Annotated in this window: 23 protein-coding genes; 13 read left to right on the forward strand and 10 right to left on the reverse strand. The window is 69.1% G+C overall.

Annotated features, from left to right (window positions below; all coding sequences use genetic code 11):
- Positions 1 to 15: 15 nt before the first annotated feature.
- The 5 genes from BLW27_RS14685 to BLW27_RS14705 all read left to right on the forward strand — a co-directional run bounded on the left by BLW27_RS14685 (position 16) and on the right by BLW27_RS14705 (position 4372).
- On the forward strand, positions 16 to 819 hold the full coding sequence (locus tag BLW27_RS14685) for an ABC transporter ATP-binding protein (RefSeq protein ID WP_089884262.1): 804 nt from the start codon (positions 16 to 18) through the stop codon (positions 817 to 819).
- Complete coding sequence (locus tag BLW27_RS14690; protein ID WP_089884264.1) at positions 816 to 1799, forward strand: FecCD family ABC transporter permease; 984 nt, start codon at positions 816 to 818, stop codon at positions 1797 to 1799. Before BLW27_RS14685 ends, BLW27_RS14690 begins: the two co-directional genes overlap by 4 nt.
- Positions 1796 to 2842: a FecCD family ABC transporter permease gene (locus tag BLW27_RS14695; RefSeq protein ID WP_089884266.1), complete on the forward strand. Its 1047-nt coding sequence runs from the start codon at positions 1796 to 1798 to the stop codon at positions 2840 to 2842. Before BLW27_RS14690 ends, BLW27_RS14695 begins: the two co-directional genes overlap by 4 nt.
- On the forward strand, positions 2839 to 3792 hold the full coding sequence (locus tag BLW27_RS14700; RefSeq protein ID WP_089884267.1) for an iron-siderophore ABC transporter substrate-binding protein: 954 nt from the start codon (positions 2839 to 2841) through the stop codon (positions 3790 to 3792). Before BLW27_RS14695 ends, BLW27_RS14700 begins: the two co-directional genes overlap by 4 nt.
- Before the next feature lie 295 nt (positions 3793 to 4087).
- Positions 4088 to 4372: a hypothetical protein gene (locus tag BLW27_RS14705; protein ID WP_089884269.1), complete on the forward strand. Its 285-nt coding sequence runs from the start codon at positions 4088 to 4090 to the stop codon at positions 4370 to 4372.
- A gap of 66 nt (positions 4373 to 4438) precedes the next feature.
- Here the strand turns inward: BLW27_RS14705 and BLW27_RS14710 are convergent, their stop codons facing one another.
- The 3 genes from BLW27_RS14710 to BLW27_RS14720 all read right to left on the reverse strand — a co-directional run bounded on the left by BLW27_RS14710 (position 4439) and on the right by BLW27_RS14720 (position 7587).
- Positions 4439 to 6571, reverse strand: coding sequence for a TonB-dependent siderophore receptor (locus tag BLW27_RS14710; protein WP_177177923.1), 2133 nt, complete (start codon positions 6569 to 6571; stop codon positions 4439 to 4441).
- An 87-nt stretch (positions 6572 to 6658) separates the two neighbouring features.
- Positions 6659 to 7357 (reverse strand): helix-turn-helix domain-containing protein, encoded by a 699-nt coding sequence (locus BLW27_RS14715; protein ID WP_143042282.1) that lies wholly within the window; start codon positions 7355 to 7357, stop codon positions 6659 to 6661.
- Between the two features lie 41 nt (positions 7358 to 7398).
- The gene (locus BLW27_RS14720) at positions 7399 to 7587 is read right to left on the reverse strand and encodes a hypothetical protein (RefSeq protein WP_089884275.1); all 189 of its coding nucleotides are present in this window, start codon (positions 7585 to 7587) and stop codon (positions 7399 to 7401) included.
- Between the two features lie 225 nt (positions 7588 to 7812).
- Between BLW27_RS14720 and BLW27_RS21245 the strand changes: the two genes are divergently transcribed.
- The 3 genes from BLW27_RS21245 to BLW27_RS14730 all read left to right on the forward strand — a co-directional run bounded on the left by BLW27_RS21245 (position 7813) and on the right by BLW27_RS14730 (position 12210).
- A complete protein-coding gene (locus BLW27_RS21245; protein WP_177177924.1) occupies positions 7813 to 7983 on the forward strand; it encodes a hypothetical protein in 171 nt (56 codons plus the stop codon).
- On the forward strand, positions 7980 to 9188 hold the full coding sequence (locus tag BLW27_RS14725; protein WP_089884276.1) for a TonB family protein: 1209 nt from the start codon (positions 7980 to 7982) through the stop codon (positions 9186 to 9188). Before BLW27_RS21245 ends, BLW27_RS14725 begins: the two co-directional genes overlap by 4 nt.
- 346 nt (positions 9189 to 9534) lie before the next feature.
- The gene (locus tag BLW27_RS14730) at positions 9535 to 12210 is read left to right on the forward strand and encodes a cation-translocating P-type ATPase (RefSeq protein WP_089884278.1); all 2676 of its coding nucleotides are present in this window, start codon (positions 9535 to 9537) and stop codon (positions 12208 to 12210) included.
- Between the two features lie 116 nt (positions 12211 to 12326).
- Here BLW27_RS14730 and BLW27_RS14735 read toward each other — a convergent pair whose 3' ends face one another.
- On the reverse strand, positions 12327 to 13082 hold the full coding sequence (locus tag BLW27_RS14735) for an SDR family NAD(P)-dependent oxidoreductase (RefSeq protein WP_089884280.1): 756 nt from the start codon (positions 13080 to 13082) through the stop codon (positions 12327 to 12329).
- A 206-nt stretch (positions 13083 to 13288) separates the two neighbouring features.
- Between BLW27_RS14735 and BLW27_RS14740 the strand changes: the two genes are divergently transcribed.
- Complete coding sequence (locus BLW27_RS14740; RefSeq protein WP_089884282.1) at positions 13289 to 14485, forward strand: MFS transporter; 1197 nt, start codon at positions 13289 to 13291, stop codon at positions 14483 to 14485.
- 34 nt (positions 14486 to 14519) lie between these two features.
- Here BLW27_RS14740 and BLW27_RS14745 read toward each other — a convergent pair whose 3' ends face one another.
- The 6 genes from BLW27_RS14745 to BLW27_RS14770 all read right to left on the reverse strand — a co-directional run bounded on the left by BLW27_RS14745 (position 14520) and on the right by BLW27_RS14770 (position 20956).
- Positions 14520 to 15803, reverse strand: a complete 1284-nt coding sequence (locus tag BLW27_RS14745; RefSeq protein WP_089884284.1) for a TRAP transporter large permease — start codon at positions 15801 to 15803, stop codon at positions 14520 to 14522.
- Positions 15796 to 16323 (reverse strand): TRAP transporter small permease, encoded by a 528-nt coding sequence (locus tag BLW27_RS14750; protein WP_089884287.1) that lies wholly within the window; start codon positions 16321 to 16323, stop codon positions 15796 to 15798. The genes BLW27_RS14745 and BLW27_RS14750 overlap by 8 nt, the downstream gene beginning before the upstream one ends.
- A 52-nt stretch (positions 16324 to 16375) precedes the next feature.
- Positions 16376 to 17356, reverse strand: coding sequence for a TRAP transporter substrate-binding protein (locus BLW27_RS14755; RefSeq protein ID WP_089884289.1), 981 nt, complete (start codon positions 17354 to 17356; stop codon positions 16376 to 16378).
- Between the two features lie 89 nt (positions 17357 to 17445).
- Positions 17446 to 18375: an NAD(P)-dependent oxidoreductase gene (locus BLW27_RS14760; RefSeq protein ID WP_483862383.1), complete on the reverse strand. Its 930-nt coding sequence runs from the start codon at positions 18373 to 18375 to the stop codon at positions 17446 to 17448.
- Complete coding sequence (locus tag BLW27_RS14765; protein WP_089884293.1) at positions 18372 to 19859, reverse strand: aldehyde dehydrogenase family protein; 1488 nt, start codon at positions 19857 to 19859, stop codon at positions 18372 to 18374. Before BLW27_RS14765 ends, BLW27_RS14760 begins: the two co-directional genes overlap by 4 nt.
- A gap of 371 nt (positions 19860 to 20230) precedes the next feature.
- Entirely contained in the window at positions 20231 to 20956 is a 726-nt protein-coding gene (locus BLW27_RS14770) for a DUF1428 domain-containing protein (protein WP_089884296.1), read from the reverse strand.
- A 262-nt stretch (positions 20957 to 21218) separates the two neighbouring features.
- On the opposite strand from BLW27_RS14770, the gene BLW27_RS14775 reads away from it, so the two are divergent.
- The 4 genes from BLW27_RS14775 to BLW27_RS14790 all read left to right on the forward strand — a co-directional run bounded on the left by BLW27_RS14775 (position 21219) and on the right by BLW27_RS14790 (position 26348).
- Positions 21219 to 22382 carry an MHYT domain-containing protein gene (locus BLW27_RS14775; protein WP_089884298.1) on the forward strand — a complete coding sequence of 388 codons (1164 nt, stop codon included), beginning with the start codon at positions 21219 to 21221 and terminating at the stop codon, positions 22380 to 22382.
- A 196-nt stretch (positions 22383 to 22578) separates the two neighbouring features.
- Complete coding sequence (locus BLW27_RS14780; RefSeq protein ID WP_089884300.1) at positions 22579 to 23433, forward strand: FAD binding domain-containing protein; 855 nt, start codon at positions 22579 to 22581, stop codon at positions 23431 to 23433.
- Between the two features lie 12 nt (positions 23434 to 23445).
- Positions 23446 to 23937, forward strand: a complete 492-nt coding sequence (locus tag BLW27_RS14785) for a (2Fe-2S)-binding protein (protein WP_089884301.1) — start codon at positions 23446 to 23448, stop codon at positions 23935 to 23937.
- Positions 23934 to 26348: an aerobic carbon-monoxide dehydrogenase large subunit gene (locus tag BLW27_RS14790; RefSeq protein ID WP_089884303.1), complete on the forward strand. Its 2415-nt coding sequence runs from the start codon at positions 23934 to 23936 to the stop codon at positions 26346 to 26348. The genes BLW27_RS14785 and BLW27_RS14790 overlap by 4 nt, the downstream gene beginning before the upstream one ends.
- Positions 26349 to 26394: the final 46 nt, after the last annotated feature.

The raw sequence follows: 26394 nt of genomic DNA on the forward strand, positions 1-26394 counted from the left end.
CGGGATTAACCCCGCATGGCGCAGACCGCCCCGAAGACCAATGGCCGGGTCGTCGTCCGCGGCCTGAGCGTGCAACGCGGGGCGGTGCATGCCCTGCGGGGCGTCGACCTGGACGTGGCTCCGGGGGGCATGACCGCGCTTCTGGGGCGCAACGGCTGCGGCAAGTCTACCCTTCTCAAGACCATCGCGCGCATCCTGAGGCCGGCCGCGGGGACCATCGCGATCGACGGCACGCCGGTTGATCGGCTCTCGCCCCGCGCGGCGGCACAGCGGATGGCGCTGTTGCCTCAGGCGCCGATCCTGCCCGAGGGGATGCGCGTCCGCGACCTGGTCGCGCAGGGCCGGCATCCGCATCGCGGGCTGGTGCGGCACTGGTCGCCCGCCGACGACGCGGCCATTGCCGCCGCGATGCAGGCGACGGACGTGGCGCAATTCGCCGACCGCCCGCTCGAGGCGCTGTCGGGAGGGCAGCGGCAGCGCTGCTGGATCGCGATGACGCTGGCGCAGGACACGCCGATCCTGCTGCTGGACGAGCCGACGACCTATCTCGACCTGTCTGTGCAGCTGGAGATCATGGGCCTGCTCGCGCGGCTGGCGCGCGAGGGCCGCACGATCCTGGTGGTCCTGCACGAGCTGAACCTGGCCGCCGCCTTCGCCGACCGGATCGTGATGATGCGCGACGGCCGGATCGACGCCGAGGGGACGCCAGACGCGGTGATGACCGCGCCGGTGCTGTCGCGCGTCTTCGGGCTGGACGCGCGCGTGATCGCGGACCCCGAGACCGGACGGCCGGTCTGCCTGCCCCGGACGGCGGCATGAGCGCACGCACGCTGATCTGGCAGGCGGGTCTGGGCCTGCTGCTGCTCGGCGCGCTGGCCTGGCATCTCGGCGCCGGCGCGCATTCGGTGCCGATGCGGTCCGTGCTCCAGACGCTTCTCGCGGGCGGGGAAAGCTACGAAGCCGCCGTGATCGCGGAAATCCGGCTGCCGCGCGCGCTGGGCGCGATGCTGGCCGGGGCAGCACTGTCGGCGGCCGGTGCCCTGATGCAGGGCGCCACGCGCAACCCGCTGGCCGAGCCGGGGCTGTTCGGCCTGCTGGCAGGGGCGGCGCTGGCCGTGGTGGCGGGTCAGAGCCTGCTTGGGCTGGATGCGCCAGTGCTGCTGCCGGTGCTCGCCGCGCTCGGTGCGCTTGGCGGCGCGCTGATGGTCTGGGGGCTGACCGCGGCTGCTGGCGGCGGGGCAGGGATGCTGACGCCTGTGCTGGCGGGGGCGGCGGTGACTGCCTTCCTCGCGGCGCTGACGATGCTGCTGAACCTGCTCGATGAACGCGGATTCGAGGATCTGCGGATCTGGCTTTCTGGCTCGCTGGCGGGGCTGCGGATGCCCGTCGTGGCCATCGTGGCGCCCTGGACGCTTGCCGGGCTGGCGGCGGCGCTGGTCGTGGCGCCGAAACTGACCGTGCTTTCGCTGGGGGACGAGGCGGCGCACGCGCTGGGCGTGCCGGTCGCGCGCATCCGCGCGCTGGCGCTGGCCGCGGTGGTGTTGCTGACCGCTAGTGCCATGGCGTTGGCGGGTCCGCTTGCTTTCGTCGGCCTGACCGTGCCGCACGCGGCGCGGCTGATCTTCGGCACGGGCTACGCGCGGCTTCTGCCGGCGAGCGTGCTGCTGGGCGCGATCTTTCTGCTGGCGGCGGACGCGCTGGGCCGGACGGTGATCGCGCCCGCCGAGGTCTCGAGCGGGATCCTGACGGCGCTGGTCGGCGCGCCGGTCTTCGTCCTGCTGCTGAGGGCGCGGGCATGAGCGTGCTGCGCGCCTCGGGCCTGGGCCACCGCGTGGCGTTCGAGGTGCCCGCGCGCGGTGCGGCCATGCTGGCGGGGCTGGCCTCGCTGATCGGCGCGCTGCTGCTGGCCAGCCTCGCGTCGGGCAGCGCAGATGTGGGCTTGGGCGACGCGCTGGCGGCGCTTGTCGGCGCAGCCTCGGATCGGGCGGACCTGGTCGCGACCGAATTCCGCCTGCCGCGCGCGCTGACGGCGCTGATGGCGGGCGGGTTGCTTGCGCTCTCGGGCGCGCTGCTGCAGGGCACCACGCTGAACCCGCTGGCCGACCCCGCGTTGGTCGGCGTCAGCCAGGGCGCCGGTCTTGCGGTGATCGTGCTGGCGGTCCTGATGCCCGCGGCGCCGGATGCTTGGCGCGCGCTCGCGGCGTTCTTCGGCGGCCTGTCGGCGGCGGTGGTGATCCTGAGCCTCACCGGGATGCGGTCCGGCGGCGTGCAGACGCGCTTCCTGCTGACCGGCATCGGCCTCGCGGCGTTCTTGAGCGCGATGACCACCGCTCTGCTGACATATGGCCGTATCTCGGAGGCGCACGAGGCACTTGGCTGGCTGGCCGGCTCGGTGCGGTCCGCGTCGTGGGATGAGGTGTGGCGCAGCGCGCTGGCCACCGCCGCGGCGTTCCCCATCTGCATGCTCGCAGCGCGCCCGCTTGCCGCGCTGCGGCTGGGCGACGACCTGGCGGCCAGCCTCGGCCACCGCGTGATCCGCGCACGGATCGCGCTGCTGCTCGCCTCGGTCGCGTTTGCGGCCGCGTCGGTTTCGGTTGTGGGCCCCGTCGCCTTCGTCGGCCTGCTTGCGCCGCACGCCGCGCGCCGGCTGGCCCACGCCGGTCCGGGGCTGCATTTGGCGCTGACGTGGGCGATTGGGGCCTGCCTTGCCGCCGCGGCCGACCTCGTCGGGCGCACGGCCTTCGGGCCGGTCCAGATTCCCGCGGGCCTCGTGACTGCGCTGGTCGGGGCGCCGTGCTTTGCCCTGCTCATGCTTCGGACCCACCGAAAGGAGACGCCATGATCCGCCAATCCCTTGCCGCCGCCCTGCTGCTGGCGGCCTTACCCGCCTTCGCGCAGGACTTTCCGGTGATCATCCCGCACAAGTTCGGAGAGGCGATTATCGAAGAAGCACCCGAACGGGTGGCGAGTCTGGACTTTTCGGGCGCGGACGACCTGCTGGCGCTGGGCATCCAGCCGGTGGCGCTGCGCCATTGGTACGGCGATTTCGAAGTGCCGCTGTGGCCGTGGGCCGCGCCGGAGCTGACGTCGGACCCGGTCGTGCTGCGCGGCGAGATCGACTACGAGAAGGTCGCCGCGTCTAAACCGGACGTGATCCTGGCGCTGTGGTCCGGCATAACCCAGGCCGACTACGAGCAGTTGAGCCGCATCGCGCCGGTCGTGGCGGTGCCCGAGGGCGTGGGCGACTACGAACTTCCGTGGGACGAACGCGCGCGCATCGCCGGCCGCGCCGTCGGGCGCGAGGACGCGGCCGAAGAGCGGATCGCCGAGATCGACGCGCGCCTGACCGCGATCACCGAAGCGCATCCTGCCTGGGACGGCAAGACCGCCAGCATCGCCTACGCCATGAGCGGCACGCCGGGCGTCTACACGTCGCGCGATATCCGGTCGCAATTGCTTGCCCGGCTCGGATTCGAGACGCCCCCGGCGATCGACGCCGCCGCGGGTTCCGGCAACCCCTTCGCGGTGGCCCTGAGCGAGGAGGCGCTGTCGATCATCGACGCGGACCTGATCTTCTGGATCGCGACCGAGGGAGACTTCGCGCCGGTCGAGGCGCTGGTCACGCGACGGTTCCTGCCGGCGACGAGGGACGGCCACGAGGTGTTTGCCGGAGAGCTGCTGACCGGCGCGCTGTCCCACGCATCGCTTCTGAGCCTGCCCTATGCCCTGGACATGCTGGTCCCGGCACTGGAAGAGGCCATGGCCGGAAACGGGCCGGTGGTGACCGAGTGAGCCTGTCGTTCTCGCTCGCGTCCACCGGCACGGTCGTGGACGATCTGCTGGCGCTGAACGCGCAAGTGCTGCCTGAAATGACGCGCCGGGACCACGCGGCCTGGGTGATGAACGTGCTTGCGCACGTCGTCGGCACGGCCTTCGCCCGCTGGGACAGCGAGGGTCGCTCGCTGGTCACAGTCGGCGCCGAAGGCTGCGGCCTGATCGGAAGGATCTCCCCCGAGAATCGTCTGGTCTTCGAACTCGTCGCCGAGGCCCCGCCGGTGACGGCGCTGCGCCTGCGGCGACCATCGCGGTGGCGCGGCTGTTCGCGCCGTCGGTCAACGCGCTGGCCTATGCCGGGCCGCTGGCGCCGCGCGCGTTGTGGCGGATCGCGGGCGACGGGTTGGCCTGGGGCTGGATGCGGGCCGGTCAGCCGGACCGCGCGGGCGAGGTCCTGTGCCGCTACGGCGCACCCTTCGCCAACCGTCAACTGCTCGTGTTGGCGGACCACATCGCCCGGCGCGGCGGGTGCTGCCGCTACTTGTCCGTCTCGGGCGAGGTCTGCGCCAACTGTCCGCTGCGGAAGGACGCTGCCTAGGCGCCATCGCGACGGAAAAGGGCGCCCCCGAAGGAGCGCCCTGTCTGTCTTTCGGCCAAACTGGCGTCAGAACGACTTGGTGACGCCCAGGCTGACCACGCGCCCTTCGCCCTGCCAGCACGAAGATATCGGCGCCGGGGCCGACGAGGACTGGCAGCTTGCGGTATAGCGTTCGTCGGTCAGGTTCGTGACGTTCAGGTCGGCGGTCCAGTCCTCGGCAAAGTCCCACGTCGCGCCGGCGTCAAGCAGCCAAGCGCCGTCGACATCCAGCGTGTTGGCGTTGTCGGCGTAGCTGTCGCCGCGATACCGCGCGCTGGCGCGCAACTCGAGCTCCGGCAGCGCCAGCGGCGCGTAGGTCGCGCTCAGCGTGCCGAATTCCTCGATCACCGATTGCGGCGTCTTGCCCTCGATGGACGGGTCGTCGTCGAAATCCACGATCTCGACGTCGAGGTTGGTGTAGGCGAGGCCCAAGCGCACGCTGTCGCTGACCTGCCAGTCGGCCTCGATCTCGAACCCGCGCGAATGCAGCTCGCCCAGGGTGCGGCTGTCGAAGGTGCCCGCGTTGACCAGCGACTGCGACACGTTTTCGCGCCGGATGTCGAAGGCCGAGACTGTGACAAGCGACGCCTCGTTCGGCTGCCACTTCACGCCGACCTCGACCTGTCGGCCGGTTTCCGGGTCGCCATCTTCGGACGCGGCATCCAGCGCCTGAGGATTGAAGTAGGTGCCGACGGTCGCGTAAGGCGTCACGCTGCCGATCTCGCGCGCCAGCGCGAGGCGCCAGGTGAAGGCGTCGTCCTGCCGGTCGAGATCGGGACCGCCGCGCTGGTCGTCGAAGGACGACCAGACCGTGTCGTAGCGCGCGTTCACGGTTCCGATCCACCCGTCGCCCCAGCGGACCTGGTCCTGGGCGTAGAGGCCGATCTGGTCCTGCACGCGCACCCCGTCGATGTAGGTGAAGCTTGGCGCCGGCTGGTCGTCGTAATCCGGGTCCTCGGGGTCGAGCGGCGTGCCGACGGCAAAGGACTGCTCCTCGTCCAGCCGGTAGCGGCGCATGTCGAGCCCGACGAGCAGGTCGTGCGTGACACCACTCGTCGCGACCTCGCGCGTGAAGCGCAGGTCGTTCTGGGCGACGGTGGCATAGCTGTCATGGGCGAAGACGAACCGGTTCACGTCCGCCGTCGCGTCCGGCACCTGCACGGTGGTAGAGCCGTTCGTGAAGCCATAGGGATAGACGTAGAGTTCCTCGATGTCGGCATAGCCCAGCCGGATCGTGTCGGTCATCTCCCAGCCGCCAACGTCGCGGCGGTAGATGCCCGTGGCGATCAGCTGCTCGCGGTCGTATTCGTCGGAATCCGGGTCGCCGCCGTTGTAGTAATGGTCGAAGTAGCCGAAGGGCGCTTCCCGCTCGGTCCCGAAATAGGGCAGGAACTGGCCGCCCACGTGATCCTCGTCCATGTCGGTGTAGCTGAGATGCAGCGTCAGCTTGCCGCCGTCGTCGAACGCCTTGGTGGCGCCGCCGTAGACCACGCCCTCGACGCCCGGATCGAACATGCCGTGGCCGTCCTGGCGCTGCAGCTTGCCGCCGACGCGCCAGGACAGGTCCTCGCCCATGAGGCCGGCCGCCTCGCCCTGCACCCAGGCGCGGCCCTCGCTGTCCGCGCCGAAGGTCAGCGTACGCCCCTCGGACCCGCCGGGCAGCTTCGAGACGTAGTTGACCACGCCGCCGGGGCTGGACGCGCCGTAGAGCATTGACGCCGGGCCCTTCAGCACCTCGACGCGTTCCAGCAGGAACGGATCGACGTAGAACGTGCCGAACCCGTACGAGAACAGCGACAGCCCGTCCATGAAGGCGCCCGTGTCGAACGAGTTGAAGCCGCGGATGTAGAACCAGTTGGTGTCGCTGTCGTAGCCGTAGAGCTGCGCCTGCACGCCCGGCACGTCGCGAAGCACCTCGTCGACCTTGCTCGGGTTCTCGCGCTCGAAGGTCTCGCGGCCGACGACGCTGACAGATTGCGGCACCTCGGTGATCTCGGTCGCTGTCTTCATGCCCGACAGCGTGTTCGGGTTGACGTCGTCCCCGACGGGTTCGGCACCCTGCACCTCGAACGTCACCTGGCCCAGATTGATCGCCGCCTCCTGCGCGAACGCCACGGGGGCGCCGGCCAAAATGGTCGTGGTGGCAAGAATTGTTCTCACGGCTGTGCTTCGTCGTATCATCGCTGTCCCCTTCGACATGGTCGTGGGCCACGCGGGCCCGGGGGCGCGGCGGCTTTGTCCCGTCAGCTACGGAAGAAGAACAGGGTTGTCTTGACTGAAACTGTCAGGAATTGTCGAATCCTGCTCCGCAATGCGCGCGCGGCGCCAGGCGCCGGGGGTCTGGCCGACCATGGTGCCGAACGCACCGGTCAGGTGTGCCTGGTCGGCAAAGCCTACCTCGGCCGCGACTTCCGCGATGCTGTGCTCGGGGTCTTGAAGCAGGCGCTGGGCCGCCTTCACGCGCATCGCCTGCAACGCGCGGTGAGGGCTCTGCCCGCGGCTTTCGCGGAACGCATGGGCGAAGCGGCTTTCCGACAGGCCGACGCTTTCGGCCATCTCGGATACTGCCAGGCGGCGGCGCATCTCGGCCCGCATGAGCGCGTCGATCGTGGCCAGCTGACGGCTGGTCAGCCCACCGCGAACCGGCGCCGTCGCGGCGGGCCCGGCGCTGGCGAAAACCTTCGCCGCCAAAGCCGTCGCCAGCGCGTCGCGCGCCAGCGCCGAGGCCTCGGGGTCGAGTTCGCGAGCCAGCAGGCGCGCGACCGCGGCCACGTCGGGCGCCTCGGGCAGGGCCACGGCGCGCGCCATCAAGTCTGCTGCGTCCAGCGCCCCCGCCTCAAGCCGGTGGCGCAGGCACGTGGCGTCGAAATGCAGGTCGAGATGGGTCAGCCTGCCGCCGCGCGAGAACTGCGACCGGACCGCGACGCCCGCAGGCACATAGGCCACGCGCACCGGTGCCGAGGAATCGAAGCCCGCGCCGCTGAGCCTCAGCGTGTTTTCCCCTCGTCCAGTACGACGACGAAGCGCGGGTCGCGGGCCGTGTAGGCGCCGTGTCCGTCTCGCCCGGCCTCGACCCGCCACAGGTCGGCCACCACACCGTGCCAGCACGCATAGACCAGCGGCGCCGCCGGCCGGATCTCGGACAAGAAGGAGGTCACGGCGGGGCGGAAGCTCATCGAGTCGTGAATTCCTGAATGTTTGAGTCAAGTTTGGATATCTCAGACATCCGAAGCCGACTCAATGCCGAACGTTCGATCAGGCGCCAGTATCCCGACGAATCTTATCGGCTATTGCCCTTCGTCGAAAAACCTGTTGCGAGTCGGGACCGAGTAACATGCGCCAGCCAATTACCGTCAGCCACGCATCCTCGACTTCGTGACCGCATCGAACGGGAAGCTGACATGACCAAATTGAGTGCTCTCGCGCGTGCGGCGGCGGTTTGCGGCGCACGCGCACAGGAGGAACCGGGCGCGCGCCTTTTGATGGCGCTGAACGCGGCGGACACCGAGGGCGCGGCGACCAAGATGTCCTTGGTCGTCATCAACGGCCACGATGGCGACGCAAGCTCATGAAGGCGCATCCGAAAGCTCGAACGAGGCGACGCGGGGTGGCATCCTCCAAAGCGGCGAAGCTTGCCGCGCTGGTGGTCGCGGGCGCGGTGCATGCCGGCATTGCCTGGGCGCTTTATGGCGCGGAGGAGCCCGAGATCTACGGCGCGCAGGGCGGACAGGCCGCGCGGACGGGCAGCTTCGCCGATCTGGTTCAGGGCACGATAGCGGCCGAGAGCGCGGCAGAAGTCGCCGATCCCGTGGCTCCGCAAGCGGTCGAGGCGGAACACTCTCCCGACGACACGCCGCAACGCCGTCCCGACGCGGTCGAGCGCCCGGAGGCCGAGCCGGTACCGCAAACGGTCCCCGCGCCGACGGAGCCCAGCATGTCGGCCCGGCCGGCCGCCGTCGTGCAACCCGAAAGGACCGCGGCGCCAGCTCGTTCGGCGCCAGCCCCCGAACCGACGCCGGAGACGACGCCGAGACGCGACGCGCTGGCCGCCTTGCTGCCGCAGCGGGCCGATGGCCTTGTCGCCGTGGTTGCGGAACCCGCCGCGCCGGAAGAGCCAGAGGCCGTCCAGGCACCGGCGCCCGAGACCGACAGGCCCGAGATGGTGCAGCCGGTGGCGCCCGAACTCCTTGCCCCCGTCGTGCCTGAGGACGCGGAACCGGCAGAGGTCGCCGAAGCGGCGCCCGAAACCATCGAAGCCGCCGATCCGGACAGTGCCGCTCCGCCACGCTCGCTGCGCCCGGCCCGCCGCAGCGCCGAATTCGAGGAACGGCAGCAAGCGGCGCCGCAGTCCCGGCGCCAGCAGACTGCGCAGCCGCAGCGCCAGCCCGCGCCAGAACGCGAGGCGCAACGTGGCAACGCGGACCAGAACGTCCGGTCCGGCGCGGCCACCGGCCGAAGCGAGGCACAGGCGCGCCAGCAGGGCACCCGCAAGGGCACGGCGCAACAAGCCGGCAACGCGGCAGCAAGCAACTATCCCGGACAGGTGATGGCGCAAATCAACCGCGTCGGGCGGCCGCGCATGAACCACCGCGGGCGAAGTCGTGTGAGCTTCACCATCTCGAGCGCGGGCGGGCTGGCCGGCTTGAGCATCGCGCGGAGTTCAGGCACCAGCGCGCTGGACCGGGCTGCGCTTAAGATCATCCAACGCGCGGCGCCGTTCCCGCCACCGCCGCCCGGAGCAACGCGTTCCTATGCGATCTGGATCGAGTTCCGCTGATCGAGCCAGAGAGCGGAAAGGCCGAGCTTGGGGGGCGGAACGGCGGGCGTGCCGCGTTGTTGGCGGACGCGCACTATGATCCGCCCACAGGCGCAGCGCGCGCCCGAAACCGAGTTGGGATTTCGGCTGCGGGACGCGGCCAATGAGCGTCGGCGGCTGGGTTCCCGTCAACTGCTGGTTCTGCTAGCTGCGTTCCAATACCCCTGACCTGCACAAGGAAGGAGCATACCGCCAGACACGGTTCGAATCCGCGAAGTTGTGCAGTCCGGGGCATTGCTCGTCCTGAACGGGTCGCAGAAAAGCAATGGCATGAGACGGAACAAGTGGCAGAGGTCACGACAAGATCATGGAGGCTGAAATCGATCAGCACTCGACGGCTTGGTACGCGATGTCCCGGGCCGAAGCTCTGCAATCCACCGGTGCCACCGAGGTCGGGCTGAGCGCAAGCGAAGTCCGGGACAGGTTGACGCGGTTCGGGCCAAACCGCCTACCGGAGCCGCCTAGGCCCGGCATCCTTGCGCGGCTGCGTGGTCAGTTCGACAACCTGCTGATCCATGTGTTGATCGCCGCCGGTCTCGTGACCGCGCTGCTGGGCCACTGGACGGATGCGGCGGTGATCCTCGCGGTCGTGGCGATCAACGCCGCGATCGGCTTCTGGCAGGAGGGTAAGGCGGAGAACGCGTTGGCGGCGGTGCGCGGTATGCTCTCGGCCGAGGCATCGGTGCGCCGGAGCGGTGCGCGGGCGCGGGTTCCGGCGTTCGACCTGGTGCCGGGCGACATCGTGCTGCTGGAGGCGGGCGACCGGGTTCCGGCGGATCTCCGGCTGACCGAGGCGCGCGGCCTGCGTGTGCAGGAAGCGGCGCTGACCGGTGAATCGGTCGCCGCAGACAAGACGCTGGCGCCGGTCGCGGTGGATGCCGCGTTGGGCGACCGCAGTTCGATGGCGTTTTCCGGAACGCTCGTCACCGCCGGCCGCGGTGCCGGAGTGGTCGTGGCCACGGGGCCCGCGGCCGAGATCGGGCGGATCGGCGCCATGCTGGGCGAGATCGGGGACACCACGACGCCGCTTCTGCGCCAGATCGACCGCTTCGCGCGTCGCCTGACCCTGGTGATCCTCGCGACCTGCGCGGGTGTCTTCGCCTATGCGGTCGGGGTGGTCGATTACCCGACGGGCGAGGCGTTCCTGGCGATGGTGGGGATGGCGGTGGCCGCGATCCCCGAGGGGCTGCCGGCGGTCATCACCATCACCCTCGCGCTTGGGGTGCAGCGCATGGCCGGGCGGCGGGCCATCATCCGCCGGCTGCCGGCGGTCGAGACGCTGGGCGCGGTTTCGGTGATCTGCACCGACAAGACAGGCACGCTCACGCTCAACGAGATGGTCGTGCGGCAGGTGGTAACACGTGCCACAGCCGAACCCGTGACGGTCGGTGGCTCCGGCTATGCCCCGCAGGGGGCGCTCGATGGCGACGCCGGGACGGTTGTGCCGCTGGCGCGGGCGGGAATCCTGTGCAACGACGCGCACCTGGTGGACGATGCGGCAGGCTGGCAGGTGGCCGGTGACCCGATGGAAGGCGCGTTGCTCGCCTTGGCGCACAAGGTCGGCCTTGATCCGGAGGCCGAGCGCGCCGACCATGCGCGGGTGGACGAAATCCCGTTCGATGCCGTGCACAAGTACATGGCGACGCTCGACGACGGCCCCTCCGGCCGCGCGATCCACGTCAAGGGCGCGCCGGACCGGCTGCTGCGCCTCTGCACGATGCAAGCCGGGCCGGACGGGGCCGAACCGATCGACGCGCCGACATGGGCCGCCCGGCTCGAGGCACTGGCGCGCGGCGGCCACAGGGTATTGGCCTTCGCCGCGAAACCCGCCGAGCGCCGGCCGGATCTGGCGCATTCCGACATCACGGACCTGACCCTGCTGGGGTTCGCCGGCTTCATCGACCCGGCCCGGCCCGAGGCGGTCGCGGCCATCGCCGATTGCCGGCACGCCGGGATCGACGTCAAGATGATCACCGGCGATCATGCGCTGACCGCCTTGGCCGTCGCCGCGGAACTTGGACTGGACGCGGAAGGTGGTGCCCTGTCGGGTCAGGAGATCGACGCGATGGACGCGGCCGAACTGCGCCGCCGCGCGCCCGGTGTCACGGTGTTCGCCCGCACCTCGCCGGAGCACAAGCTGCGGCTGGTCGAGGCGTTGCAGCATGGCGGCAACGTGGTGGCGATGACGGGTGACGGGGTCAACGACGCGCCGGCGCTGAAGCGCGCGGATGTGGGCGTCGCCATGGGCATCAAGGGGACCGAGGCCGCCAAGGAGGCGGCGCGCGTCGTGCTGGCCGACGACAACTTCGCCTCGATCGTCGCGGCGGTGCGCGAGGGGCGGACCATATACGACAATATCCGCAAGGTCATCGCCTGGACCCTCCCCACCAATGGCGGCGAGACTCTGGTCATCGTCACCGCGATCCTGCTGGGCCTCGCCCTGCCGATCACGCCGGTGCAGATCCTCTGGATCAACATGGTCACCGCCGTGGCGCTTGGCCTGACGCTGGCCTTCGAGCCGCCCGAGCCCGGCGTGATGAGCCGGGCGCCGCGCTTGGCAGGCGCCGCGCTCCTCGACCGCGAGATGGTCTGGCGCGCGGTTCTCGTCTCGATTTTGTTCGCGCTGGCGGTCTTCGGCGTGACCGCCTGGGCCGGCGCGCGGGGCGCCGAGCCGGCCTATGCACGGACGCTGTCGGTGAACCTGCTGGTTGTGATGGAGATCTTCTACCTTTTCTCCGTGCGCTACCTGCACATGACCTCGGTGACGCTGACGGGGCTACTGGGAACGCGCGCGGTGTGGCTGGGCATCGCCCTCGCTGCCGCGGCCCAAGGGCTTTTCACCTACGCGCCGCCGCTTCAGTCGGTGTTCGACACGCGCCCGATCACGCCGTTCGACGCGGGCGTGATCGTCGCGCTCGGCCTCGCTCTGCTGCTGGTGCTTGAGGCCGAGAAACGCCTGCGCCGCATGCTGGCCCGGAACTGATCGTCAAGGACGGGTCCCGCGCCGTGGTGCGCGGGACGATCCTGGTTCGGTTCCCGGATGCAGCCAGCGATGAACGATGCGCGTCAGCACGGCGCGGACAGTCCCGCTCTCGATGGTCACTGCGCGGTGAAGGCGCCGTCCACTAGGTGGTAGCTGCCGGTCACGAAGCTTGCCCGCTCCGAAAGCAGGAAACAGGTCAGCGCCGACACCTCCTCGGGCCGGCCGATCCGGCCGACCGGATGCAGTCCGGCAAGCGCCGCCAGCGTATCGGCGTCCAGGTTCTTCGACAGAAGCGGCGTGTCGATGAAGGCGGGACCGACGGCGTTGACCCGGATCCCCTCGCGCGCGTATTCCAGCGCCGCCGTACGGGTCAGGCCCTGAAGCGCGTGTTTGGCCGCCACGTAGGCGCCCGCGCTGGCGAAGCCCACGCTGCCCAGGATCGAGGACATGTTGACGATGGCCCCGCCACCGGATGCCTGCATCGCAGGGATCTGGTACCGAAGGCAGTGGAAGACGCCCGTCAGGTTGACGTCGATCACCTTCTGCCAGCCATCCAGCGGATACTCTCCGATCCGCGCAGACGGGCCGCCGATCCCGGCGTTGTTGACCGCCAGGTGCAGCCCGCCGAAGGCGTCGACCGCACGGGCGACCATCGCCTCGACCTGGTCCGCCTGCGCCACGTCCACGGCGCAAGGCTCGGCCGTGCCGCCCGACGCGCGGATCTCGTCGACCAGCGCACTTGCCGGCGCGTCTTCGAGATCGGCCACCAGCACGGCGGCACCCCGTTCCGCAAGTTCGCGCGCGATGGCCGCCCCGATGCCGGATGCAGCGCCGGTTACGATGGCCGCCTTGCCTTCGAAGTCCATTTCCATCGGATCCCTCCGTGATTTCTACCACCCCGATAGTCTCGAAGTGCGCCCGGATCGTTGATCCGGATCAAGGCTGTCAGGAATACCTTCGGGACAGACGCTTGCCGCGCTCAACGCCCTCGCGCGCGCCCCTGCCGGCGCCTTGCGAGCCCCCGGGCAGGAACCCCGATGTCGAGCACTGCATTTCCCGCAAGACGGAGGGCCTCGCCATGACCTACTTCCAGAGCCTGTCCGCGGCGGGATTCGCGGCCACCGCCATCAGCTTCGGCCCGGCGCGCATGAGCTTCGGACTTTTCGTGCCCGAGTTCAGGTCGGCGTTCTCGATGTCGACCTCGCAGGTCGGTCTGGTCGCCAGCCTCGGGTTTGCGGGATTCTTCGTCGCCCTGCTGATCGCCCAGTTTCTGCTGAACCGGAAGGGGCCGGAGGCGCCCGTCCTGTCCGGGCTTCTGGCGGCCACGATAGGCCTCGGGATCGTTGCGCTGGCGCCGAACGTCGGGGTGCTGGCGACCGGCGTGTTCCTCGCGGCCTCGAGTGCCGGCTTCGCCTGGACGCCGTTCAACGATGCGGTGCACCGCAAGGTCCGCGACGCCGATCGACCGGCCGCCCTGTCCGAGGTCAGCACCGGCACGAGCCTCGGCATCGCGCTCGCGGGTATGGTCGCGCTGGCGATGGTCTTGGCGGGTATCGATTGGCGCGTCTGCTGGGCTGTCTTCGCCGTGGCAAGCGCCGTCGCTCTCGTGGCGAACTGGGCCGCCCTGCGCCATGTCGAGAAATCTCCGGAAAGCGTGCCGCGCGAAGGCTGGCGCGATCTGCTTGGAATCGCGTCGCTGCCGCTCTTCGCGATAGCCTTCGTCTTCGGCGTGACGTCCGCCGTGTTCATCTCCTTCGCGCCCGAGCGCTTCGCGGATGCGGGAGGCGTCCCCGGCATGTCCGAGGATGCGGCTCCGGCGCTTGTCTTTATCTTCTACGGCGTGTTCGGGCTAGCGGGACTAGTCACGGGACGTGCACGGGACGTGATCGGCCTGTCGTGGCTGCTTCGGGTGCTGATGGCGACAGGCGCGGCATCTCTCGCTTTGGCAGCGCTTCTGCCCAGCAGCTGGATTGGCCTGATCTCGTCGGCGGGACTGCAGGGGATCAACGTCATGATGACGAGCGCCGTTCTGGCCTTCTGGTCCGAGAGGTTGTTCCCGCGTTTCCCCTCGCTTGGGTTCACGGCGGCCTTGCTGGCCACCGCGGCCGGCAATGTCGTCGGACCGGCCTTGGCCGGGGTCGCGTCGTCGACCTCAGGTGCCTCCGCAACATTCCTTGGCACGGCGGCGATGCCCTTGCTCGTCGCAATGTTCATTCGCGATCGCTGGGTGACGGAGCAACCGGACGCTGCCGATTGCGCCGGAAAATCGGCGTGACAGCGCGCTTCGACACCCGTGGATCATATTCGCCTCAGAAGCCGCTGGTGGCCGGCAGCCACGTCGAAAGCAGCGGCACGAAGGTGATCAGCAGCAGTGCCACGGCCAGCGCCAGGAAGAACGGCGGCATCTCGCGGATCAGGGTCGTCGGTTTCAGCCCCACGGTCGACGAGACGACGAAGATCAGGCTTCCGACCGGGGGCGTGGTCAGGCCCAGCGTCAGGTTGACGATCACGATGATGGCAAAGTGATTGGGGTCGATCCCCAGCGCGAAGCTGATGGGCGCGAGGATCGGCACCAGGATCATCACCCCCGGAAGCGGGTCCATGAACAGGCCGAAGGCGATCAGCAGCAGGTTGACCGCCAGAAGGAAGACGATCGGCGACAGGTCCCACGCGATGATGGTCTCGGCCAGGAACTGGGGAACGCTCTCGATGATCAGGACCCAGGCGAAGGCTCGTGCCGCGCCCAGGATCAGCAGCACCGCCCCCGAGGTCAGCGCGGCGCGCAGCACGATGCCCGGCAGGTCGCGCAGGCGGAGCGAGCGATAGACGAACATGCCCACCAGAAGCGCGTAGAAAACGGCAATGACCGATGCCTCGGTCGGGGTGAAGATGCCGAAGCGGATGCCGCCCACGATCAGGACGATCAGGATCAGCGCCGGCAGCGCGTAGAAGGCGATCCGGCCGATCTCGGCCAGCGGCGGCATCGGCGCGCCCGAGGCATAGTTTCGTCGCTTGCTGACCTGCGCATTCGCCAGCAGCACCATCAGCGTGATCAGCAGCCCCGGCAGTATTCCCGCCATGAACAGCGACCCGACCGAGACGTTCTGGTCCTGCATCGCGTAGATGATCATGGTGATCGACGGCGGGATGATCGGCCCGACGACCGCGCTGGCGATGGTCAGCGCGCCCGCGTAGGGACGGTCGTAGCCGCCCTTTTCCATCATCCGGATCATCATGCTGCCGGGCCCGGCCGCGTCGGCCAATGCGCTGCCGGAAATGCCCGCGAACATCGCCGAGCTGACGACGTTCGCGTGGCCCAGCCCGCCGCGCATGTGCCCGACCAGCGACTGCGCCAGCCGCAGGATGGCCAGCGTCACGGCGCCGCCGGTCATTATTTCCGATGCGAGGATGAAGAACGGCACGGCCAGCAGCGGAAAACTGTCGAGGCCCGAGAACATCTCCTTCACCACGACAAGATGCGGGTAGTTCGAGGCGAGGCTGATCGCGGCGAAGACCGCGATCGCCATCGCGAAGGCGACCGGCAATCCCAGGGCGAGAAGGATGAACAGCGCGGGAAAGAGAATCTCAGCCATTGGCGCCGCCGGGAAGCGCGTGGTGATCGGCGTCCGAGGCGTCGAGCGCCTTGTAGTCGCCAGCAAGGATGAAGGGGCGCGCGATCAGCAGCAGGTGCACGATGAGCAGCGAAAAGCCCACGGGCATCGCGGCATAGACGTAGAGGAAGGGCAGCCGCAGCGCGGGGGTGACCTGGAACTGCATCCGCTGGGCGTATTGCCAGCCGACTTGCACCATGAAGCCGAAGAAGGCTAGCAGGATCAGGACGATGGCCGCCCTGAGCATCTTCTGTCCGACACTCGGCAGGGCATCCTGAAGGTTGGTGATCGCGACATGGCCGCCAACGCGCAGGATCAGACCCGCGCCGGTGAAGGTCAGCCAGATCATCAGGTAGCGCGCCACCTCGTCCGCCCAGGGCAGCGAATGCGACGTCAGGTAGCGCAGCGCGATGTTGGCGCCGACGACAAGCGCCATACCGGACAGCATCAGGACCAGTGCCCAGCCGTTCAGCGTGACGAAGATCTGTTCGAGCCGTTTCAAGAGGCGCCTCCGGCAAATGCGCCGGCGCCACGCGGGCGCCGGCGCGACATCGTCACTCGAAGTTCACGATCGAGTCGACCAGGTCCTTGCCATAGGTCTCGTAGTAGCCCTCGTAGGCCGACGCGATCGACTCCTGGAACGCGGCCTTCTGCTCGGCCGACAGCTCGTTGACCTGCATGCCGCGCTCTTTAAGCGTCTCGACGCCGGTGGTCTCGACGTTGTCGACATAGGCGCGCATTGCGGTGACGGCCTCTTCGGCGGCCTTCTCGAAGGCAGCCTTCTGCTCGTCGTCCAGCCCTTCCCAGAACGGCTTGGACACCAGCAGCATCGCCGGCGAATAGACGTGGCCCGACAGGGTCAGGTATTTCTGCACCTCGTCGAGCTTCACCGACACGATCACCGAAAGCGGGTTTTCCTGCCCGTCGATCACGCCCTGCTGCAGCGACGAGATCACTTCCGGCCAAGCCATCGGCGTCGGTGCCGCGCCCATGGCGTTGAACGCCGCCAGGTGCACCGGATTCTCCATCGTGCGGATCTTCAGGCTTTCCACGTCCTCGGGGGTGTTGATCGGGTTGCGGTTGTTGGTGATGTGGCGAAAGCCCTGCTCGCCCCAGGCCAGCCCCTTCAGGCCGACAGCGTCGAACTTCGCCAGGATGTCCTGGCCGATCGGGCCGTCGAGCACGGCGCGCGCGTGGTCGAGGTCGCGGAACAGGAAGGGGATGTCGAACACGCCGGTATCGGGGACGAAGTTCGCAAGCGTGCCCGACGATACGATGGTCGCCTCGATGGTGCCGAGCTGCAGCCCCTCGATCACCTCGCGCTCGCCGCCCAGACCCGAAGAGGGGAAGTGCTTGAACTCGAAGTCGTCGCCGGTTTCGGCCTTCACGACCTCCTCGAACTTCGCGGCCGCGACGCCGTAATGGCTGTCGGGGGCGAGGGCGTAGCCGATCTTGACCTCGGTCTGCGCGAAGGCCGGAAGGCCCATCGCAACGAAGATTCCGGCTGAGACCAGCCCGCGGGTAACAAACGTCATGGATTCTCTCCCGTTGAACACCGGAAGTTGCTACACAGTGCTCTTTTCGCTGGCAACCCCGTCCCCGTCCGGCCGCAGTGGCGGGCGGTTCAGACGCCCGGGTTCTTCCTGAAGAGGCTGACGAGTTCGGGCACGTAGGCGTCTCCGTGACCGGCCTCGACGGGTGCTGCCAGCGCCGCCGACACGCCGTCGGCGACCGTCTTGCGCGCGCCGGCGGCGGCGGACATCGCGCGGTAGTAGTCGATGTCCTTCTGCGCATTGGCGACGAAGAAGGGCAGGGCGTTTCGATCCTGCGCAACGATATAGGGTGCCAGCCGGTCCAGCGCCGCGCTGGCACCGCCGCCTGCCGCAAGAACGTCGACGAACGCGTGGCTGTCGACGCCCGCATCGGCGGCCTGGGCCGCGGCCTCGGCCAGAAGGGTCATGAAGCCGACCGACACGTAGTTGTGCAGCAGCTTCATCCGGTGGCCGTGGCCCAGCGGCCCGACGTGATCGATCTTTTCCGAGAACGATCCCAGCACCGGGCGCACCTTCTCCAGCACTTTGGGCGCGCCGCCGGCCAGCAGGTTCAGCGTGCCCTCGTGTGCGTGTTTCGCGGTGCGCGTCATCGGCGCGTCGACATAGTCGCCGCCCGCCTGGCGGACGACCTCGCCCATTCGCAGGGTCGAGTCCGGCAGCGCGGTCGAGCAATCGACCACCACGGTTCCGGGTCGCAGCGCGGCGGCCAGCCCGCTTTCGCCGGTGACGATCGACTCGACCTGCGGCGAGCCGGTGACGCACAGGATCACCACGTCCGCTTGCGCGGCAACCTCGGCCAGCGTGGCGCAAGCCCGGCCACCGAGCGCGATGATCTCGTCCGTGGGCTGGTTGCCCGGGTGGTCGAGGAAGCTCAGGCCGAAGCCGCCGCGCTTCAGGACGTTGCGGGTGATGCCGTGGCCCATGAGCCCGACGCCGATGATGCCGACATGCATTTCGATGATCTCCCTGTTGGTCATGGCCCGGTGCCGGGCAGGTGTCAGTCCGCGTTGATCCAGATCGCCTTGGTGTCGAGGTATTCTTCCATGTGCTCGGTCCCGCCCTCGCGGCCGTAGCCCGACATCTTGACGCCGCCGAAGGGCACCGCCGGGTCGATGGCGTGGTACATGTTGACCCAGACCGACCCGGCCTTGAGCCGGTGCGCCAGCTTGTGTGCGGTGCCCAGATGAGTCGAGAACACCCCGGCGGCGAGGCCGTAGGGCGTTTCGTTCGCCCGCGCGACCACCTCGTCGAGGTCGTCGAAGGGCAGGGCCGAGATCACCGGTCCGAAAATCTCCTCGCGCGCGACGGTCATCTGGTCGGTCACGCCGCCCAGCACCGTTGGCTGGAAGAAGTGGCCGCCATCCAGACCCGGCCCCGTTGCCCTCGCGCCGCCGGTCACCACCTGCGCACCCTCCTGCGGGCCCGCCTCGAGGTAGCCCGCGATGCGCTCGGCCTGCCGGGCCGAGATGATCGGCCCGATGTCGGAATCCCCGCTGATCCCGTGCCCGATGCGCAGCCCGGCGGCGTATTCGGCGACCCGGCGGACGAACTCGTCATGGATCTCGCGCGCCACGAACAGCCGCGAGCCGGCGATGCAGATCTGGCCGGAATTGGCGAAGACCGCCATCGCCGCGACAGGAACGGCCTTCTCGATATCGGCGTCGCGGCAGACGATCACGGGGGACTTGCCCCCGAGTTCCAGCGAGACGCGCTTGAGGTTTCCGGTGGCCGCGCGGGCTATGGCCTGCCCGGTCGCGGTCGAGCCGGTGAAGACGATCTTGTCCACGCCGGGGTGCTCGGCCAGCGCCGCGCCGGCCTCGGCCCCGAGGCCTGTGACGATGTTCAGCACGCCGTCGGGCAGACCGGCCTCCTGCATGATCCGGGCGATCATCAGGACGGTCAGCGAGGCTTCCTCGGACGGTTTCAGAACCACCGTGCAGCCGGTCGCGATGGCCGGCGCGATCTTCCAGATCGAGCCTGCGATGGGCGCGTTCCAGGGGATGATGGCGCCGACGACGCCGACGGGTTCGCGCACCGTCTGGGAATAGATCTCGCCGGGGAACGAGTTCGGGATCGTGGCGCCGTGGATCGCGACGGCCTGCCCGGCATAGAAGCGCAGCATCCCCAGCACCCGGCGGCTGTTGGCCAGCGTCCGCTGGATCGGCATCCCCATGTCGAGCGTGTCCGACAGGCAAAGGCTTTCCCATTCGGCCTCGAAGCGATCCGCGATGCGCAGCAGAAGCGCCTGGCGCTCGAACGGCGTCCACTTCGCCCACGGACCCTCGAAGGCCTTGCGGGCGGCGGCCACGGCGGCGTCGATGTCGGCGGCGCCGCCCTTGGGGACCGTGGCCAGAAGGGTGCCGTCGGCGGGGTTGCGGGCCTCGATGACCTCGCCCGAGCGCGCCTCGACCCACTGGCCGTCGATGAACATCCGGCGGAATCCGCCATCGTAGAGGGCCGTCGCGGCCGCGTTCCAATCCTTCATGGCGCCTTCACCTCGCATGATCCTGTCTGCGCGTCGGCGGCCCGGCGGATCGCGCATGCTTCGGCGGGGCGGACGCAGCGGGTGTCTACACCGGCCGGTTCGGGAAGGACAGACGGCTGCCTGCGGAAGATCGGCCCACCGAGTCCGTGCGGTGGCGGGCGCTCTCCGGGGCTGACGCGGGCCGGCGAGGTCGGGGGCGCGGCGGCCGTCGCGATGTCCCACGGTGGGACATCGCTGCGCCCAAGCAATTTCAATGGGTTGCAGAGGCGTATTCAGGAATCGTTAGGATTCCGGCCCGGAATGCTCCGGCATCCGCCTGCGCGGGAGCCTTCCCGAACGCGGCGGTCAGGCGCGGCGGAGGCGGGTCTGCGTCATGCCTCGGGTCCGGAATCGAAGATCGGCGCGAAGCCGGCCCACATCATCCGCATGCCGTCGAAGGGCATCTCGGGCATCCCGGCGCCGTCCATCTCGGCCTCCATCGCGCGGGCGGCGGCGTCGCAGGTGGCACGGTCGGGCCAGGCGACCCAGCTGAACACCGGAACCTCGCCGTCCTCTGCCTTCGTGGCGCGGTAGAAATCGGTCCGTTTGCCGCGCGTCACGTCCTCGCCCCAGCCCTCGACCATACCCAGCGCGCCGTGGGGCCGGAACAGGTCCCAGCCCCAGCCCGCCATCTCGGCGTAGCGGGCCTTGTTGTCTTTGGGCACCGCCAGCAGGAACCCCTGGTAGTGGCCCGCGCCGGCGTGTTTGCCCTGATCGAAGACCGGCGCGAACCCGCCGAAGATCATGCGCCCGCCGTCGAAGGGCATGTCGGGCATGGTCTGCATCGCGGGGTCGTCTTCCATCTTCTCCCAGGCGGTATCCGCCGTCGCCCGGTCGGGCCAGGTGATCCACGAGAAGACGATCGCCTCGTCCTCTTGCGCATCGACGGCGCCGTAGAAATCGGTGACCTTGCCGCGCGGCACGTCGACGCCCCAGCTCTCGGTCATGGCGGTCGCGCCGTGCGCCCGGAACAGCGGCCATGCGGCGGTCGCGTGCTCGATATAGGCCTGCCTGTTCGCGGTCGGGACCGCCGCGACCATTCCGGTGTAATACGCCATCTTCCGCTTCCTTCCGTGTTCGCGATTCCGGCCGTTGCCAGGATCGTGCGCCCAGTTCCGACGAAAGACAATTCTTCTTGCGGCGCGGCGCGGCGCGGCGCGGCGATGCGGGCGGCGGGCGCGCCCGCGCTGCGACGCGCCTTCGTCACCACCTCGTGAAAGAGGGGAGAGGCCCCGCGCCCCTCGGGGGACCACGCGGCGGATGGAAAAGCGGCCGGTTTGGTGTATGAAGCGGAAGGTCCTTGGGGAAGGGGGCCGAGGGATGCATGAACACGCGCACGATCCGATCCTGGTGATCGCCTCGCTGGCCGTTGCGCTGATGGCGGGCTTCACCGGCCTGACGCTGACGCGGGGGGCGGCGGGCTTGCCCGTGCCGCACCGCAAGGCGATCGTGGCGATGTCGGCGATCGTGCTGGGCGGAGGCATCTGGTCGATGCATTTCGTCGCCATGCTGGGACTGCGCCTGCCGGTGCCGTTCTACTACGACGCGCTGACAACGATGATCTCGGCGCTGACCGCGATCCTGATCGTCGGGCTGGCGCTGCTGCTGATGCATTTCGGCACGCGCAGCACGGGGCGCATCGTGGTGGCGGGCGTGCTGGTGGGCGTGGGCATTCCGGTCATGCACTACATCGGCATGTGGGGCATGCGGATGGCCACGCCGGTCTATTCGCCGGCGGGGGTGGCGATCGCGGTGGCGATCTCGATCGCGCTGGGCGTGGCCGCGTTCTGGCTGGCCTATGCGGGGCGCGATATGCGCAACATCCTGGCCGGCACGCTGGGCTTCGGGATCGCGGTCTTCGCGGTGCATTTCGTGGCGATGGCGGGCACGTCCTTCGTGCCCGACGCAGGCGCGCGGGGCGCGGGCCCGGCGCTGGACAACGCCACGCTGGCCTTCGGGGTGACGTTGGCGGCGTTCCTGATCTCGGGCGCGTTCATCATGACCGGCGTGACCTTCAACGAGGTGGCGTTGTCGGCGGTCCCGGCACCCGCGCCCGCGCCCGCGCCTGCGCCCGCGGTAGAAACGGCGCCGCCCGCCGCGGTGCCGGGGCCGGCGGTCGAGGCCGGACCGGCGGACCCGCCTTCGGACACCGCGCAGCGCATCCCCTACGAGCGCGAGGGCCGCATCCGCTTCGTCGGCATCGACGAGGTCGCCGCGATCCGCGCCGAGGGGCATTACACGGTGCTGTATTTCGGCGACAGCAAGGTGCTGTGCCCGTGGTCGATCTCGGAAAGCGCGCGGCGCCTGCCCGAGGGCGACATGATCCGCACGCATCGCAGCTACATCGTCAACCGCCGCCACGTCAGCGGGTTCGAGCGCAAGAAGGACACCGGCGTGGTGTTCTTCGAGGGCGTCGGCGCGATCGGCAAGGCGCCGGTCAGCAGGGCGCGCCTGAACGCGGTGCGCGACCACCTGGGGCTTTGACCGCGCGGGCCCGGAGGACCCGAGTCGCACCGCCCGCGAGGCCGTGATGCGCCGTTGCTGCACCTGCATACGCCGTTCGTGAAGACCCGTTCGCCGTTCGTGCAGCGGCCCGCGCCGGTAGTGCACGGCATATCGCGGCATGCCGGACGCCGCTGAACACTCCCGGTGCCGGACCAACGGCACGAGGGGAGGACACATGATACCGTCAGCGTTCGAATACCACCGGCCCGCGGATGTCGCGTCGGCGGTCAAACTGCTTGCCGAGCTCGGGGACGACGCGCGCGTGCTGGCCGGGGGGCACAGCCTGATCCCGATGATGAAGCTGCGCATGGCAGAGCTGGAGCACCTGGTGGACCTGCAGGCCGTGGCCGAGCTGAAGGCGATCTCGGTCGAGGACGGCACCGTCAGCCTTGGCGCGATGGTCACCCAGCACGACCTGATCGACAGCGAGGAGCTGTTCCGCGCAGCCCCCATCCTGCGCGAGACCGCGCTGCAGATCGCCGACCCGCAGGTGCGCTACATGGGCACGATCGGCGGCAACGTCGCCAACGGCGATCCGGGCAACGACATGCCCGGCCTGATGCAGTGCCTAGGCGCGACCTACGTGCTGGAGGGGCCCGAGGGCCGGCGCGAGGTCGCGGCGCGCGACTTCTACGAGGCGGCCTACATGACCGACCGCGCGGATGACGAGATCCTGGTGCAGGTGCGGTTCGCGGCGACGACGGGCGGCTACGCCTACGAAAAGCAGAAGCGCAAGATCGGCGACTATGCCACCGCCGCCGCCGCCGTGCTGATCGAGGCCGAGGGCGGGACGGTGACGCGCGCCTCGATCGCGATGACCAACGTCAGCGACACGCCGGTGTGGTCCGAGGCCGCCGCGGACGCGCTCACCGGCACGACCTGCGACGATGCCGCGCTGCAGGCCGCGGTCGACGCCATGCTGGCCGACATCGACCCGCAGGAGGACAACCGCGGACCGATCGAATTCAAGCGCCACCTGGCTGGCGTGATCCTGCAACGCGCCATCGCCCGCGCGTTCCAGCGCGCCTGAGGGAGGGAACCCATGAGCAAGATGCACATCAAGATGACGGTCAACGGCCAGAAGAAGGAGCTTCTGTCCGAGCCGCGCCAGCTGCTGATCCACGTGCTGCGCGAGGAGCTGGGCCTCACCGGTCCGCATATCGGCTGCGAGACGTCCCATTGCGGCGCCTGCACGGTCGAGATGAACGGCAAGTCGGTGAAGTCCTGCACCGTCTTCGCGGCACAGGCCGACGGCGCCGAGGTCACGACCATCGAGGGGCTGGGCAACCCGGACGGGCTGCACGTGCTGCAGGAGATGTTCAAGGAGCATCACGGGCTGCAATGCGGCTTCTGCACGCCGGGGATGATCACCCGCGCGCACCGGCTGCTGCAGGAGAACCCGAACCCGACCGAGGAAGAGGTGCGCTTCGGCATGGCGGGCAACCTGTGCCGCTGCACCGGCTACCAGAACATCGTGAAGGCCATCCTCGCCGCCGCGGCGGAAATGAACTCGGCCAAGGAGGCAGCGCAATGAAGGATTTCGATGATCGCGAAGAGCGCGTCGGCAAGCTGAAGGGCCTCGGCTGCGCGCGCAAGCGGGTGGAGGACGCGCGGTTCACGCAAGGCAAGGGCAACTACGTCGACGACGTGAAACTGCCGGGCATGCTGTTCGGCGACTTCGTCCGCTCGCCCTACGCCCATGCGCGCATCAAGTCGATCGACGCGACCGCCGCACTTGAACTGCCGGGCGTGATCGCGGTGCTGACGGCCGAGGATCTCAAGCCGCTGAACCTGCACTGGATGCCCACGCTGGCCGGCGACAAGCAGATGGTTCTGGCCGACGGCAAGGTGCTGTTCCAGGGCCAGGAGGTCGCCTTCGTCGTGGCCGAGGACCGCTACATCGCCGCCGACGCGATCGAGCTGGTCGAGGTCGATTACGAGGACCTGCCGGTGATCGTCGACCCGTTCGAGGCGCTGACCACCGACGTGGTCCTGCGCGAGGATCTCGACACCTCGGAGCCCGGCGCGCACGGCCCCCGCAAGCATCACAATCACATCTTCCTGTGGGAGGAAGGCGACAAGACCGCCACCGAGCAGGCCATCGAGTCATCCGAGGTCGTGGCCGAGGAGATGGTGTACTACCACCGCACCCATCCCTGTCCGCTGGAGACCTGCGGCTGCGTCGCGTCGATGGACAAGGTCAACGGAAAGCTGACCCTGTGGGGCACGTTCCAGGCGCCGCACGTGGTGCGCACGGTCGCCTCGCTTCTGTCCGGCATCGCGGAACACGACATCCGGGTGATCAGCCCGGACATCGGCGGCGGCTTCGGCAACAAGGTCGGGGTCTACCCGGGCTATGTCTGCGCCATCGTCGCGTCGATCGTCACCGGTAAGCCGGTCAAGTGGATCGAGGACCGGATGGACAACCTGATGGCCACCGCCTTCGCCCGCGACTACTGGATGAAGGGCCGGATCAGCGCCACGAAAGAGGGCAAGATTACCGGGCTGCACTGCCACGTGACCGCCGACCACGGCGCATTCGACGCCTGCGCCGACCCGACCAAGTTCCCGGCTGGTTTCTTCCACATCTGCACGGGGTCGTATGACATCCCGGTTGCCTATGTGGGCGTCGACGGGGTCTATACCAACAAGGCGCCGGGCGGCGTGGCCTATCGCTGTTCGTTCCGCGTGACCGAGGCCGCCTATTTCATCGAGCGGATGATCGAGGTCCTGGCGATCGAGCTGAACATGGACGCGGCCGAGCTGCGGCGCATCAACTTCATCCGCGCGGACCAGTTTCCCTACCACTCGGCGCTGGGCTGGGAATACGACAGCGGCGACTACCACACCGCCTGGGACAAGGCGCTGGCCGCCGTCGATTACGAGGGCCTGCGCAAGGAACAGGCCGAGCGGGTCGAAGCCTTCAAGCGCGGCGAGACGCGCACGCTGCTGGGCATTGGCCTCACGCACTTCACCGAGATCGTCGGCGCCGGGCCGGTGAAGAACTGCGACATCCTTGGCATGGGCATGTTCGACAGCTGCGAGATCCGCATCCACCCGACGGGCTCGGCCACCGCGCGGCTGGGCACGATCAGCCAGGGACAGGGCCACGCCACGACCTTCGGGCAGATCCTTGCCTCGGAAATCGGCATCTCGTCGGACAACATCACGATCGAGGAAGGCGACACCGACACCGCTCCTTATGGCCTTGGCACCTACGGCTCACGCTCGACCCCGGTGGCGGGGGCGGCGGCGGCCATGGCGGGGCGCAAGATCCGCGCCAAGGCGCAGATGATCGCGGCCTACCTGCTCGAGGTCCACGACGGCGATCTGGAATGGGACATCGACCGGTTCGTCGTCAAGGGCGCGCCCGACCGGTTCAAGACCATGACCGAGATCGCCTACGCCGCCTACAACCAGGCCATCCCGGGCCTGGAGCCGGGGCTCGAGGCGGTCAGCTACTACGACCCGCCGAACATGACCTACCCGTTCGGCGCCTATATCTGCGTGATGGAGATCGACGTGGACACCGGCGAACACAAGATCCGCCAGTTCTACGCGCTTGACGATTGCGGCACGCGGATCAACCCGATGGTGATCGAGGGGCAGGTGCATGGCGGCCTGACCGAGGCGCTGGCCATCGCGATGGGACAGGAGATCGCCTACGACGATCTGGGCAACTGCAAGACCGGCACGCTGATGGACTTCTTCCTGCCCACGGCCGTCGAGACGCCGCACTACACCACCGACCACACCGAAACGCCCAGCCCGCATCACCCGATCGGCGCCAAGGGCGTGGGCGAAAGCCCCAACGTGGGCGGGGTGCCGGCCTTCTCGAACGCGGTGCACGACGCCTTCCGCGCCTTCGGTCTGCGGCAGTCGCACATGCCGCACGATCACTGGCGCGTCTGGAAGATCGCGCACGATCTGGGTCTGCACGGGTAAGGAGTCGGCGTCCGGCGCAAGCGGGGCGCGGCACAGGGAGGGGCGA

The sequence above is a fragment of the Citreimonas salinaria genome (assembly GCF_900107235.1).
Taxonomy (GTDB): domain Bacteria; phylum Pseudomonadota; class Alphaproteobacteria; order Rhodobacterales; family Rhodobacteraceae; genus Citreimonas; species Citreimonas salinaria.

Bases quoted from the DNA above. Each gene is read 5' to 3' on its own strand.
- BLW27_RS14685 (WP_089884262.1), top strand. From the start codon at position 16: ATGGCGCAGACCGCCCCGAAGACCAATGGCCGGGTCGTCGTCCGCGGC.
- BLW27_RS14690 (WP_089884264.1), top strand. From the start codon at position 816: ATGAGCGCACGCACGCTGATCTGGCAGGCGGGTCTGGGCCTGCTGCTG.
- BLW27_RS14695 (WP_089884266.1), top strand. From the start codon at position 1,796: ATGAGCGTGCTGCGCGCCTCGGGCCTGGGCCACCGCGTGGCGTTCGAG.
- BLW27_RS14700 (WP_089884267.1), top strand. From the start codon at position 2,839: ATGATCCGCCAATCCCTTGCCGCCGCCCTGCTGCTGGCGGCCTTACCC.
- BLW27_RS14720 (WP_089884275.1), bottom strand. From the start codon at position 7,587: ATGAGCTTCCGCCCCGCCGTGACCTCCTTCTTGTCCGAGATCCGGCCG.
- BLW27_RS21245 (WP_177177924.1), top strand. From the start codon at position 7,813: ATGACCAAATTGAGTGCTCTCGCGCGTGCGGCGGCGGTTTGCGGCGCA.
- BLW27_RS14725 (WP_089884276.1), top strand. From the start codon at position 7,980: ATGAAGGCGCATCCGAAAGCTCGAACGAGGCGACGCGGGGTGGCATCC.
- BLW27_RS14730 (WP_089884278.1), top strand. From the start codon at position 9,535: ATGGAGGCTGAAATCGATCAGCACTCGACGGCTTGGTACGCGATGTCC.
- BLW27_RS14735 (WP_089884280.1), bottom strand. From the start codon at position 13,082: ATGGAAATGGACTTCGAAGGCAAGGCGGCCATCGTAACCGGCGCTGCA.
- BLW27_RS14740 (WP_089884282.1), top strand. From the start codon at position 13,289: ATGACCTACTTCCAGAGCCTGTCCGCGGCGGGATTCGCGGCCACCGCC.
- BLW27_RS14745 (WP_089884284.1), bottom strand. From the start codon at position 15,803: ATGGCTGAGATTCTCTTTCCCGCGCTGTTCATCCTTCTCGCCCTGGGA.
- BLW27_RS14755 (WP_089884289.1), bottom strand. From the start codon at position 17,356: ATGACGTTTGTTACCCGCGGGCTGGTCTCAGCCGGAATCTTCGTTGCG.
- BLW27_RS14765 (WP_089884293.1), bottom strand. From the start codon at position 19,859: ATGAAGGATTGGAACGCGGCCGCGACGGCCCTCTACGATGGCGGATTC.
- BLW27_RS14770 (WP_089884296.1), bottom strand. From the start codon at position 20,956: ATGGCGTATTACACCGGAATGGTCGCGGCGGTCCCGACCGCGAACAGG.
- BLW27_RS14775 (WP_089884298.1), top strand. From the start codon at position 21,219: ATGCATGAACACGCGCACGATCCGATCCTGGTGATCGCCTCGCTGGCC.
- BLW27_RS14780 (WP_089884300.1), top strand. From the start codon at position 22,579: ATGATACCGTCAGCGTTCGAATACCACCGGCCCGCGGATGTCGCGTCG.
- BLW27_RS14785 (WP_089884301.1), top strand. From the start codon at position 23,446: ATGAGCAAGATGCACATCAAGATGACGGTCAACGGCCAGAAGAAGGAG.
- BLW27_RS14790 (WP_089884303.1), top strand. From the start codon at position 23,934: ATGAAGGATTTCGATGATCGCGAAGAGCGCGTCGGCAAGCTGAAGGGC.